General features: G+C 66.5%; 10 protein-coding genes. 2 read left to right on the forward strand and 8 right to left on the reverse strand.

Translation table 11 applies throughout. The features are described 5' to 3' along the window. Positions 1-61: 61 nt before the first annotated feature. Both MUU77_RS01385 and MUU77_RS01390 read right to left on the reverse strand, forming a co-directional pair. A complete protein-coding gene (locus MUU77_RS01385; protein ID WP_245090754.1) occupies positions 62-490 on the reverse strand; it encodes a hypothetical protein in 429 nt (142 codons plus the stop codon). A 96-nt stretch (positions 491-586) separates the two neighbouring features. After that, complete coding sequence (locus MUU77_RS01390; protein ID WP_245090755.1) at positions 587-907, reverse strand: PLD nuclease N-terminal domain-containing protein; 321 nt, start codon at positions 905-907, stop codon at positions 587-589. 576 nt (positions 908-1,483) lie between these two features. Between MUU77_RS01390 and MUU77_RS01395 the strand changes: the two genes are divergently transcribed. Next, positions 1,484-2,542: an IS110 family transposase gene (locus tag MUU77_RS01395; RefSeq protein ID WP_245090756.1), complete on the forward strand. Its 1,059-nt coding sequence runs from the start codon at positions 1,484-1,486 to the stop codon at positions 2,540-2,542. Between the two features lie 882 nt (positions 2,543-3,424). Here the strand turns inward: MUU77_RS01395 and MUU77_RS01400 are convergent. Continuing rightward, positions 3,425-3,940 (reverse strand): hypothetical protein, encoded by a 516-nt coding sequence (locus MUU77_RS01400; protein WP_245090757.1) that lies wholly within the window; start codon positions 3,938-3,940, stop codon positions 3,425-3,427. A gap of 147 nt (positions 3,941-4,087) precedes the next feature. Between MUU77_RS01400 and MUU77_RS01405 the strand changes: the two genes are divergently transcribed. Beyond that, the gene (locus tag MUU77_RS01405; protein ID WP_245090756.1) at positions 4,088-5,146 is read left to right on the forward strand and encodes an IS110 family transposase; all 1,059 of its coding nucleotides are present in this window, start codon (positions 4,088-4,090) and stop codon (positions 5,144-5,146) included. Positions 5,147-5,575: 429 nt separating this feature from the next. Here the strand turns inward: MUU77_RS01405 and MUU77_RS01410 are convergent, their stop codons facing one another. The 5 genes from MUU77_RS01410 to rpmB all read right to left on the reverse strand — a co-directional run bounded on the left by MUU77_RS01410 (position 5,576) and on the right by rpmB (position 12,633). After that, positions 5,576-9,046 (reverse strand): PAS domain-containing hybrid sensor histidine kinase/response regulator, encoded by a 3,471-nt coding sequence (locus MUU77_RS01410; RefSeq protein ID WP_245090760.1) that lies wholly within the window; start codon positions 9,044-9,046, stop codon positions 5,576-5,578. A 63-nt stretch (positions 9,047-9,109) separates the two neighbouring features. Further along, the gene (locus MUU77_RS01415) at positions 9,110-10,510 is read right to left on the reverse strand and encodes an FAD/NAD(P)-binding protein (RefSeq protein WP_245090763.1); all 1,401 of its coding nucleotides are present in this window, start codon (positions 10,508-10,510) and stop codon (positions 9,110-9,112) included. Between the two features lie 42 nt (positions 10,511-10,552). Continuing rightward, entirely contained in the window at positions 10,553-11,962 is a 1,410-nt protein-coding gene (gene cls, locus MUU77_RS01420; RefSeq protein ID WP_245090766.1) for a cardiolipin synthase, read from the reverse strand. 256 nt (positions 11,963-12,218) lie between these two features. Further along, on the reverse strand, positions 12,219-12,383 hold the full coding sequence (gene rpmG, locus MUU77_RS01425) for a 50S ribosomal protein L33 (protein WP_027070918.1): 165 nt from the start codon (positions 12,381-12,383) through the stop codon (positions 12,219-12,221). A 13-nt stretch (positions 12,384-12,396) separates the two neighbouring features. Continuing rightward, positions 12,397-12,633 carry a 50S ribosomal protein L28 gene (gene rpmB, locus MUU77_RS01430; protein ID WP_055939185.1) on the reverse strand — a complete coding sequence of 79 codons (237 nt, stop codon included), beginning with the start codon at positions 12,631-12,633 and terminating at the stop codon, positions 12,397-12,399. Positions 12,634-12,782: the final 149 nt, after the last annotated feature.

Here is a 12,782-nt window from a genome sequence, read left to right on the forward strand (position 1 = left end):
AGGGTGTCCACCAAACCGCAGGAACTACCGGTTCGGGTTGAATGAAATGTTAGGGCGCAGCCTACACAGTTGACTCGCGAACCGGCACTCCTTGATGGATTGCATGCTCAGCCACTGCTCGGTTCAGTTCATTGTCTTCGATAATGCAGTAGACCCGCCGCAGTTCATTGACGACTCCGTAACGGACGAACTGTTGGGCTTCCGAACGAATCGTAAGCTGCCGAGAGGCGCACAACTCCTTGAGGCGGCGTGCAATGGAGGACTCGTGCTCTCCCAGGTCAAAACTCAACGCCCCGTTCAGTGCCATTACATCGACTGCGGAGGCAGCAGCCAGCTCCGGCAGTACGGCCCTCATGGCCTTCAGGTCCAGGAGATCAGCTCCGTCAGGAAACACTATCGAAAGGTGCTCGCGATCCTCTGTGCGGCGATGGACCACCCAGCCCGGATCAGTCCCATCCCAGATGTACTTGAAGTCGGAGAGATCCATCATGCGGTCTAACGCCGGAATTAAGCCGACCCGCGAAGCGGGTTCGGCTTGAATGAGTTGTTAGGCCGCGCCAGATGGAGTCGCAGCACAAACGTCGTTCTACTTGTCATGGTGATCGTCATCTGTCTGAGATTGATCATCAGCCCGTCTGCGCAGACCCTGCTCAAGTATCGGTTTAATGGCGATCCATGTGTGGGTGTAGTGGCCGCGCGGCCCCCAGTCTTGCAGATGCTGAGGCTGAGGCGGGGTGTCGGAATAGATGAGCCAGTAGAGAAGAGGGCCAGCAACAGGGACTAAGAGCAGGAGGATGCGCCAAGCTTTATCCAGCGGAGTGCGGCTGCTCCGGACAACGCCGACTACCAGTATCACGCTGATCGTGATTGAAGCGACCAGCAATGCGACGAGGCCGAGTTTACTCATTGCGCACCTCCGAGCTCATGGGATTGCTTTAGCGGCCTAACACCGGAATTAAGCCGACCCGCGGAGCGGGCTTGGCTTGAATGAATTAGGCCGCGCCCAGTCGATCATGCGGTCACCCCAATCGCCCTCAATCGCTCTGAGGCCTGCGCCAACGCCTGCGGATGACGTCGGAGCTTACGCAGAAACCGGGTACGCCATCTAGTCCAGTTTGCAGCAACTGATGGCTCCGCCTCTGCCGAAGCCCCGGGGTCGTCGTCAAAGCCGAACTCGAAGCCGCAACTGCACATGGCGAATGAGGCGCTACCGTCGCTGTAATAGGGCTGCTCGGTGAGCTCGACGCTGCCGCATACCGGGCAAGCCCAAGTCCCAGATTCCGAGCGGTACAGTGTTGCTTCGGTGCCGTCTCTGAGAGTTACACGATTAGCTTCCATAGCGACCTAACACCGGAATAATGCCGACCCGCGAAGCGGGTTCGGCTTGAATGATGGGATGGACTCCTCCCGCGTCACCAAACGGCTTCGAAGAGCCAGACTGATGTTTCCATCAGGACACGGGATCACGAGAGGAGTCCACGCCATGCATGCTAGTACCGTCGCCATCGATTTGGCAAAAGAGGTCTTCGAGCTGGCCTTCGCCGATGCGCAGGGCCGGGTCATCGAGCGCAAGCGCCTCTCGCGCCGGGCCTTCATCCGTTCGCTGGAGACCCGGCCGCCGTTGCGGGTGCTGATGGAGGCCTGCGGCGGTGCGCACTGCTGGGCGCGCCGCTTCCAGCGCCAGGGCCACACGGTACGCCTGCTTCCCGCACGTGACGTGCGCCCCTACGTGCGCGGCAACAAGACCGACCGCAACGACGTGGCCGGGATACTGGAAGCGGACCGCTGCGCCGGCATGGCCGGGGTGCCGGTCAAGACCCCGGAGCAGCAGGGCATCCAGGCGCTGCACCGGCTGCGTGAACACCTCAAGGGTGAACGTACCGCCACGCTCAACCTGTTGCGGGGCGTGCTGCGCGAGTTCGGCGTGGCGGTACCCGTTGGAGCGGCCAAGGTGCCGGGGGCGGTACGCGATGCGCTGGAAGACGGTGACAACGAGTTGCCGATGACGCTGCGCCACAGCCTGGCCGAGCAGATCGACAGACTGTCGCAACTGGACAAGGACATGGCGGCGATCGAGCAGCGGCTGGAGGAATTCGCCTCACGCGAGGTGGCGGTGCAGCGTTACCGTGGCGTGCCGGGCGTGGGCCTGCTGACGGCGACCGCGCTACGGGCCAGTGCCGGCGATCTGTCGCGCTTCCGCAGCGGGCGCCAGTTCTCGGCGTGGCTGGGACTGACCCCGCGCGAGCATTCCTCGGGCCAGCAGCGCCGGCTGGGAGGCCTGACCAAGCGCGGCGATGTCTACGTAAGAACGCTGCTGATCCACGGCGCACGCGCGGTGCTGCAGGCGGCGCGGATGAAACAGCGGCGCGGGCAAGCCCTCGATCCGCTGCAGGCCTGGGCGCTGAAGGTTCAGGACACCCGCGGCCACAACAAGGCCGCCTGCGCGCTGGCCAACAAGCTGGCCCGACGGCTGTGGGCGATGGAACACCACGGCATGCCGTTCGATCCGCGCCACGTCAGCGAGCGGCCGCACGCCACCTAAGCCCACCGCCTCAACGCGCAAATTCACCGCTTCAACGTCGGGAGTTGCCTGAAACGATCTTGATCATGGCGAAGGGTTCGGTCCCGGAGCGGACAACGCCGATAACAATGCCGGCCTGGCAGGCCGCTTGAACGATAGGCACCCGCCCCGCGGATTCCATGATGGCCCGGGCAGATGCTGCTCACCCCAAGGCCGGATACACGACTGCAACCGTTCCACTTCCGCGATCAGATCACTTCGGCAACGACCGATTGACGGAGGAGTCCATACATGAATTGTTAGCTCTTTGGCGCAGGGGCTGCGCACGAGCGAGCATCCTCTATTACAAGATCACTGGGCGCTCTACTGGTCGAGGAATCGAGAACGGTGAGCGTGCAACCACTGGAGGATGCTTCTTGCTGGACCTCATAGGTACCTGATGGATTTGGCGTGAATCGCACAAGATTCATGCAGGAATCAGTCGTAATATAGAATCTCACATTGATGTCATCTCCATCGCGCCGCGGAGCTGTCCCAAAGAGGTACGTCTTTGCTAGCAGATAGATCGGCTTTTCGGGCTCAATCTTTGCAGTTTTGGTTTGCGACCCATATGTCAGGAGTGCTGCCAAGCGGCCCGTTCCTGGGGCCTTTGTGCAGGATGCGTCTCGATATGCCTCGTACTCTTGTAGAGACTTGGCGCCAAGTTCAGTGGCGCCACGAACGAGGGTAAAAGTAGCTGCGCGATCTGATTTAACTGGTTGGTAGTGGCTAACGCAGCCGCTGCAAGCAAGCGCAAGAAGCAGCACGCAAGACGAATGTTGCTTGAATACTGTCGATCTCTCCCCAAAGAGCTAACACCGGAATTAAGCCGACCCGCGAAGCGGCTTCGGCTTGAATGAACTGTTAGGGGGCTGGCCCGACAAGTTTGGCCAGCTCCGTATCTGTGTAGAACTTTAGCCGCTCTACCCGCTGGCCGTTGAGAAGATCAAGCGACGGACCGTACTCGTACCCCGGTGCCTCGGCCGACCCGGCCAACCCATGTACTCGTGAGATGTCGTAGCCCTGACAATAGTAGATCTCAGTGCCTCCGTCTGAGGGGGCAAATGGCGCTGGATCGCACTGGGGGCGCCCGCCGGCGAGGATTGCCTGGTAGCTCTTCCATGCAGAAGCAACAATCGACGCATGCTCCGGTTTGAGCCCAGATACGTCGATGCCGAAGTTGGATTGCGTGTCCGAAATGATCTTTACAGATGAAGGAAGGCGCGCTTTCGATGGATTCATGGGCAGTCCGGTTTCGGGATTGTCCTCGTAGCCAGAGGCGAACGGTTCCTGTGCAACTTCGGCAGGCGGTTGCTCGGCCATGCAGGCCGTTACCGCAATTGCTGCAAAGCTGATCCCCAAGGCCCAACTGAACTTCATGCAGTCCCCTAACACCGGAATTAAGCCGGCCCGCGAAGCGGGTTCGGCTTGAATGATGGGATGGACTCCTCCCGCGTCACCAAACGGCTTCGAAGAGCCAGACTGATGTTTCCATCAGGACACGGGATCACGAGAGGAGTCCACGCCATGCATGCTAGTACCGTCGCCATCGATTTGGCAAAAGAGGTCTTCGAGCTGGCCTTCGCCGATGCGCAGGGCCGGGTCATCGAGCGCAAGCGCCTCTCGCGCCGGGCCTTCATCCGTTCGCTGGAGACCCGGCCGCCGTTGCGGGTGCTGATGGAGGCCTGCGGCGGTGCGCACTGCTGGGCGCGCCGCTTCCAGCGCCAGGGCCACACGGTACGCCTGCTTCCCGCACGTGACGTGCGCCCCTACGTGCGCGGCAACAAGACCGACCGCAACGACGTGGCCGGGATACTGGAAGCGGACCGCTGCGCCGGCATGGCCGGGGTGCCGGTCAAGACCCCGGAGCAGCAGGGCATCCAGGCGCTGCACCGGCTGCGTGAACACCTCAAGGGTGAACGTACCGCCACGCTCAACCTGTTGCGGGGCGTGCTGCGCGAGTTCGGCGTGGCGGTACCCGTTGGAGCGGCCAAGGTGCCGGGGGCGGTACGCGATGCGCTGGAAGACGGTGACAACGAGTTGCCGATGACGCTGCGCCACAGCCTGGCCGAGCAGATCGACAGACTGTCGCAACTGGACAAGGACATGGCGGCGATCGAGCAGCGGCTGGAGGAATTCGCCTCACGCGAGGTGGCGGTGCAGCGTTACCGTGGCGTGCCGGGCGTGGGCCTGCTGACGGCGACCGCGCTACGGGCCAGTGCCGGCGATCTGTCGCGCTTCCGCAGCGGGCGCCAGTTCTCGGCGTGGCTGGGACTGACCCCGCGCGAGCATTCCTCGGGCCAGCAGCGCCGGCTGGGAGGCCTGACCAAGCGCGGCGATGTCTACGTAAGAACGCTGCTGATCCACGGCGCACGCGCGGTGCTGCAGGCGGCGCGGATGAAACAGCGGCGCGGGCAAGCCCTCGATCCGCTGCAGGCCTGGGCGCTGAAGGTTCAGGACACCCGCGGCCACAACAAGGCCGCCTGCGCGCTGGCCAACAAGCTGGCCCGACGGCTGTGGGCGATGGAACACCACGGCATGCCGTTCGATCCGCGCCACGTCAGCGAGCGGCCGCACGCCACCTAAGCCCACCGCCTCAACACGCAAATGCACCGCTTCAACGTCGGGAGTTGCCTGAAACGATCTTCATCATGGCGAAGCGTTCGTCCCGGAGCGGACAACGCCGAAAACAATGTCGGCCTGGCAGGCCGCTTGAACGATAGGTGCACGCTCCGCAGATTCCATGATGGCCTGGGCAGACGCTGCTCACCCTAAGGCCGGATACACGACTGCAACCGTTCCACTTCCGCGATCAGATCACTTTGGCAATGACCGCTTGACGGGGCAGTCCTGCATGATTGTTGGGAGTCATTTACCGGACTGCAGTTTGCGCAGGACACCGAGGTATGTCTCGTTCTTGTCTCGGTTGTCCCAAGTCGCCTCAAGGTGCGACTTCAGGGCGGGGACATCTGCCTCGATCGTTGTCCGCCAAAGATTAGGGCTGTAGGGCGGGCTTCAATCGAGGGCGGGGAGCTGCAGGGGGACGTGGTGGGCGGCCAGGAACGCGCGTAGCGAGGCGGGCTTTACGGGCTTGGTGAGCAGGCGGTAGCCGCGCTCGCGGGCTTCGCGCTTCAGTTCGTCGCGGCCGTCGGCGGTGAGCAGGGCGCCGGCGATGGGGCCGGGGCTGGCGGCGCGCAGGGCATCCAGCGTGGCCAGGCCGTCCAGGCGGTCGTGCAGGTGGTAGTCCACCAGCATCACCGAAGGGCCCTCGGCGATCCTCTGCAAGGCCTCGTCCACGGTGGTGGCGGTGATGACGTCCACCTGCCAGCGGCCGAGCAGCGCCTGCATGCCGTCGATGATCTCGCGGTCGTTGTCCACGCATAGCACGCGCAGGCCGGCCAGGGAGTCGTTGGCCAGGGTGCCGCGCCGCGCCGACGCGCGGCGTTCGCTCAGCGGGTTTCCGCGCGGTACTACGATGGAGAACATGCTGCCGTGGTCCACCCGGCTGCGCGCATCCAGTTCGTGCTGCAGCAGACGGGAGATGCGCTGGCAGATCGACAACCCCAGGCCCAGGCCGCGCTCGCCCCAGTCGAACGGCTGCTGGTAGCGGTGGAACTCGTCGTAGATCTGCCGCATGTGGTTTTCGGGAATGCCGGGCCCCGTGTCCCAGACCTGCAGCGCGACGCGGTCGCCGCGCACCCGCATGCCGATCACGATGCGGCCCTCGCGCGTATAGCGCAGCGCGTTGGCCAGGAAGTTCTGCAGTACCCGGCGCAGCAGGCGGCGGTCGCTGCGCACCGGCACGGCACGCGCATGTACCCGCAGTTGCAGCCCGCGGCCCGCAGCGACGGGGGCGTACTGCGCGGCCAGTTCGCGCAGCAGTTCGCCCACATCGAAGTCGCTGATCTGCGCGTGCAGGCCGCCGGCATCCAGGCGGGACACATCCAGCAGACCGTCCAGCAGTTCCTCGGCCGCGCGCAGCGAGGCGTCCACGCGCTCGCTCAGGTGCTTGCGTTCCAGCGCCTGCGCATCGTCGCCCTGCTCGCTGTCGCGCAATGCGCTGACGAACAGGCGCGCCGCATTCAGCGGCTGCAGCACGTCGTGGCTGATCGCGGCAAGGAAGCGCGTGCGCGATTGTTGCGCGTGCTCCGCGGCCTCGCTGCGCTCGGCCACGCGCTGCTCCAGCGTCTCGTTGGTCTCCAGCAGCAGGGCTTCGGCGCGCTTGAAATCGGTGATGTCGTTGTAGCTGGTGACGTAGCCGCCGCCGGGCAGCGGCTGGCCGCGCATCTCGATCACCTGCCCGTCCGCGCGCACGCGTTCGAAGATGTGCGGGGAGCCCGCGCGCATGTAGCGGATGCGCTTGTCGATCTGCGCGTCCACGTCGCCCTCGCCCAGTTCGCCGCGCTCGGCGTTGTAGCGGATCAGGTCCGCGACCGGGCGTCCCACGTACAGCATGCCGTCCGGGTAGCCGAACATCTGCTGGTAGCGCCGGTTCCAGGCTACCAGCCGCATGTCCGGGTCCACCACGCTGACGCCGGCGCTGATGTTCTCCAGCGTGGTGGACAGGATCTCGCGGTTGAAGCGCAGTTCCTGCCCCGCCTGGTCCAGCACGGCCACCACTTCGCCCAGTTCCATGCCCGAGCCGCGCAGCACGCTGGTCAGCACGATGCGGGCGGAGGCGGCGCCGATGGCGGCGGCCAGCAGGCGCTCGGTGAACTGCACCCAGGCGCGATCCGCGGGCGCGTTGGGCTGCAACTCGCGTTCCAGCAGTTGCGCCTGCTCGGCGAAGGCGCGGCGCGCATGCCGTTCGCCCACCACGCGCTCGGCCAGGGTGCGCAGGTCGCCCACGCGCACGCTGCCGGGCCATTCGCCGGCCACCAGGGCCGGGCGTTGTGCGTACGGGTCGAGGAAGGGTGCGGCGCGCAGCCGCTCGTCCACGCCGGGACGCGAGCGTGCGGAGACGATCATCATGGTGCCGGTGTTGACCAGCAGCGACCAGAACGTGCCGTGGGTCAGCGTGTCCCAGCCGCTCAGACCGAACAACTGTTGCGGGCGCAGCCAGTGGATGCCGAAGGGACCGTCGTGCAGCCAGGCCATGCCGAACCAGCCGGCCTGCGTCATCGTCGGCAGCAGCAGGGTGTAGATCCACGTCGCAAAGCCCAGCACCATGCCGGCCTCTACCCCGCGCCGGCTGGCGCCGCGCCAGTACAGTCCGCCGATCAGGCCCGGGGCGAACTGCGCCACTGCCGCGAATGCCATCAGTCCGTACGAGGCCAGCGTGCTGTCGTTGCTGCTGCTGCGGTAGTAGGAATAGGCGGTCAGCGCCAACAGCAGGATCGCCACGCGGCGGATCCACAGCACGCGCGAGGCCACATCGGCCTCGGCGTGGTGCTCGGCCCAGCCGCGCCGCAGCAGCACCGGCATGATCAGGTCGTTGCTGACCATCGTCGCCAGCGCGATGCTGGCCACGATCACCATGCCGGTCGCCGCCGAGAAGCCGCCCACGTAGGCGATGATCGCCAGTGCGGTGCGCCCTTCGGCCAGCGGCAGCGCCAGCACGTAGCTGTCGTCGGCCACGCTGGTGCCGCCGAACAGCGACGCGCCCGCGGCCGCCACCGGGACCACCATCAGCGAGAACAGCGCCAGGTAGCCGCCGAACAGCCAGCGCGCCTTGCGGATGTCGCCCACGTCGCTGCACTCCACCACCGCCACGTGGAACTGGCGCGGCAGGCAGACGATGGCCAGGAAGCCCAGTAGTGTCTGCGCGATGAAGCCCACCGGTGGCGCGTTCTCGAACAGCGTGCGTGCGGAGTTGGTGACGCGGAAGGCGTTGTCGCCCAGCCACAGGTAGGCGAACACGCCCACGGCGATCATCGCTACCAGCTTGACCACCGACTCCAGCGAGATGGCCAGCATCATGCCGTGGTGGTGCTCGGTGGCGTCCACCTGGCGGGTGCCGAACAGCGCGGCGAACAGCGCCATCAGCAGCGCGACATACAGCGCCGGGTCGCTGAAGAAGCCGTGTGCGCTGTCGCCGCCGTCGCCGCTGAGCACGCTCAGGCTCATCGCCACCGCCTTGTACTGCAGGGCCAGGTAGGGCACCACGCCGATCAGGGCGATGACGGTGACCAGGGCGGCCAGCCGGCGCGAGCGGCCGTAGCGCGAGGAGATGAAGTCGGCGATGGAAACCGTGTTCTCGCTGCGCGCGATCAGTGCCAGCCGCTCGATGATGCGCCAGCCGAACAGCAGCAGCAGCAGCGGTCCCAGGTAGATCGGCAGGTAGCCCAGGCCGTTGCGCACGGCGCTGCCGACGGCGCCGTAGAACGTCCACGACGAGCAGTAGACCGCCAGCGCCAGGCTGTAGACCACCGGGCGCAGCCAGGGGCGGTCGGGGTACATCGGGCGACGGTCGCCCCACCACGCCACGCCGAACAGCAGCGCCGCGTAGCCGATGGACACCAACAGCAGGATCCAGCTGGAAACCAACGCCCTCTCCCGGCGCTCAACCCGCCGCCGAGTGTACTGTGCGGGCGGTCCGCCGGCGTGCGGTCAGGCCGCGGGCGGGGCCAGCAGGCCGCGCACGGCGGTTGCGGCCTGGCCGCGCAGTTCGGGAATGGCGATGCTCTCCCACACGCAGCCGATGCGCAGGCTGCCGAGGATGAACACGCGGGGCTGCGGCTGTCCCTGCGCATCGACCATGCGGCCGTCGCGTGCGGCCTTCAGGCCGATGCCGTGCGGCCCGGCCTGCGCGTGGCCCTTGCCCAGCAGGTCGTGCAGCAGCGGATTGCGCATGGTCTGCGCGCGCATTTCCACGCCGGTGGCGTTGACCACGTGGTCGACGTCGAACTCGTCGGTGCGGCCGTCGTGGGCCTGCGTGCTGACGCGCAGGCGGCGCCCTTCGACCATCACCGTGTCCAGGCGGCCGCGATGCAGGCGCAGCTGCCCGTGTTCGACGAGCGACTGCAGCCGGGCGTGGACCTCGGGCGCGATGCGGTGGCGGTGCACGTCCCACTGGCGCACCCCATGGCGCAGGAACCGCCGCTGCTCGGGCAGCGGAAGCGACTGCCACAGTGCCTGCACGTGGGGGCGGACGCGTTCCATCACCGATTGCCAGGGCAGGCCTTCGGCCGCGGCGTCTTTTGCCGCTGCACGCAGGAAACGCATGCGGGCGCGCAGGCCCATGGCCTGCAGCGGCGCGGGATCGAAGGTGGCGGCCGGGCCATGGCAATGCGGCAGCGGAAGCAGCGCGTGCCGCGACAGCACATGGATGGTGCCCGCATGGCCGTTGTCGGCCAGGCTGAGCACCGCATCGACCATGCTCAGGCCGGAGCCGACGATGCACAGGTCGGCATCCCGTGGGATCGCCTTGACGGCGTCGAAATCCCACGCCGCCAGCGAGCGCCCTTCCGGCAGCTGCGGCGCGCCGCGCGCGGGCAGGGGCTTGGGCGTGTTGCCCACCGCGAGCACCACGCCTGCGGCCTGCAGGTCGCCATGCCCCACCAGCCGCAGCGTCGCACCGTCGGGCCGCGGCTCGAGTTCGGCGACGCGGTCGTGGATGACCTGCAGCTTTGCCGGGCTGGCCGCGACGGCCTCGGCCAGGCGTACGCGCAGGTACTCGCCGTAGCGACGGCGTTCGATGAAGGCGTGCGCAAGAGAGGCGCGGTCCGGACCGCCCGCCGGCGTGGTGGCGACCACGTAGTCCAGGAAGTCCTCGGGACGGTCGTCGAACGCGCTCATGCGGGCCGCGGGCACGTTGAGCAGGTGTTCGCCATGGGTGGTCGCATAGGCCACGCCCTGCGCCAGCACGCTGCGTGGTTCGATCATCACGATGCGCAGCGGCAGCGTGGCCTGGCGCAACGCCTGCATCGCCACCAGCACGCCCCCGGCACCGCCGCCGATGATCGCCAGGTCGCAGGGCGGCAGCGGGGCGGCCGGGGTGTCTTCGCTCATGCGCGCATTGTAGCGAATGCGCCGGATCGGCCCGGCGCCGGGCTACATCAGCGAATCGGCCAGCCGTGCGATGCCCTCGCGGCTGCGCTGCCACCCGGGCCGCCGCTGCCATGCCTCGGCCTGCACCACATCCGCATGCGCCAGGTAGTCGGCTTCGATCGCGCGAATGCGCGCCACCACGCCGGCGTCGTAGCAGACCAGTCCGATCTCCGCATTCAGCGCGAACGAACGGATGTCCAGGTTGATCGAGCCGACCAGGGCGATGTCCTCGTCCACGGTCAGGTGCTTGGCGTGCAGGAAATGCGGCCGGTACAGCGCGATCTTCACGCCACAGGCCAGCAACTCGGCGTAGTACGACTGTTGGGCCCACGAGGTCAGCGTCTGGTTGTTGGTGGCCGACAGCACCAGCTGCACGTCCACGCCGGACAGCGCCGCGATGCGCAAAGCGCTGAGCGTGGCGTCGTCGGGCACGAAGTAGGGCGTGGTCAGCACCACCTTGTGGCGCGCCAGGTGGATCAGGGCGTTGACGGTATCGCGCGCGTTCTCGAAGGGGTAGGCGGGCCCGCTGGGCAGCAGCTGCGCGGCCACATCCTGCGCCTGCACGGACAGGTCGGGACGCACGTCCAGCCGCTCCCCGGTTTCGATGTACCAGTCGCTGGCGAACACGCCCTCCAGGTGCGAGACCACCGGACCCTGCACGCGCGCGACGAGTTCCCGATTCGGGTGGCCGGGAACGAACGTCGCGTTGGCCAGGTTCTGCGAGCCCACATAGCCGATGCCGTTGTCGATCACCGCGATCTTGCGGTGGTTGCGCAGGTCCATGCGGCCGCTCCGCCGCCAGCGCAGACCGCCAGGGAGCATGTCGTGCACGATGACGCCCGCCGCGCGCAGGCGCGTGCGATAGGCGCGCAGTCCGCGTTTGGCGCCCACGGCATCCAGCAGCACGCGACAGGTGATGCCGCGCGCAGCGGCGCCGCACAGTGCCGCGGTCACCGCTTCGCCTACGGCATCGTCGAACATCAGGTAATACAGCAGGTGGACCTGGTGCTTCGCGGCGCCGATGTCGTCCAGCAGCGCACGCAGCGACGCGTCGTAATCGTCCAGCAGGACGACCGCATTGCCATGCGTGGGCATGAAGGCGCCCTGGCGCTCGATCAACGGCGCCATCTCGGCCGCGGGGCCGCTGTGCGGGGACCAGCGCAGGGCACTGAGCGGGCGCTGCTCTTCCCGGATCACATCCGAGGCGCGGGCCTGCCGCTGCACGCGCTCACGCGACAGCCAGGGATGCCCCAGCAGCAGGTACAACGGCAGGCCGAGCAATGGCACGAAGCCCACCAGCAGCAGCCAGCTGCGCGCCGCGGCCGGGGCGGTGCGGCTGGGGATCCACCACAGCGCCGCCAGCCGGATCAACCAGTCGACGATCAGCAGCGCGGTGCCAAGGGACCAGTCCATGGGGTGCGCCTGTCCTGGGAGGGGATGCCCTGATTCTGCGCAGGTGGACGGGCAAATGAAAACCCGCCACCGAATCCTTCTCCCCGCTTGCGGGGAGAAGGTGCCCAACGGGCGGATGAGGGGCAGCTTTCGCAATCTACCGAAGCCAAAAACAGGAAACCCCGCCGGAGCGGGGTTTCCTGGGAGGCGCTGAATCCCCGCTTTCGCGGGGATGACCTGGTGGCAAAGGCGTTCGCGTCGCGAACGCGCCCCCAGGTCACTTGATCTTGCCTTCCTTGTAGATCACGTGCTTGCGCACGACCGGGTCGTACTTCTTGATTTCCATCTTGCCCGGGGTGTTCTTCTTGTTCTTGTCCGTCGTGTAGAAATGGCCGGTGTTGGCCGAGGAGATCAGACGGATCTTGTCGCGCTTGGATGCCATGTTCGATTACTCCTCAGATCTTCTCGCCGCGCGCGCGCAGCTCGGCCAGAACGGAGTCGATGCCGTTCTTGTCGATGGTGCGCAGCGCGTGCGCGGACACTTTCAGCTTGACCCAGCGGTTCTCGCTGGCGACCCAGAAGCGGCGCTCGTGCAGGTTGGGCAGGAAACGACGACGGGTCTTGTTGTTGGCGTGGCTGACGTTGTTACCCGTCATCACACGCTTGCCGGTCACTTGGCATACGCGGGACATACGCACCTCGATTGGTAATTGTGTCGCCCATAGCCTGGGGGACGGCGGCCCGATGGACGGCCTGCAGGGCAGGTCGGACACCGCGCGATACGGCAGGAAAACCGCTGCTGACCCAAGCCGGAATCGCGCTTCCGGCCGCAGATCCGGCG

The organism is Pseudoxanthomonas sp. F37 (assembly GCF_022965755.1).
In the GTDB taxonomy this organism is placed as follows: Bacteria; Pseudomonadota; Gammaproteobacteria; order Xanthomonadales; family Xanthomonadaceae; genus Pseudoxanthomonas_A.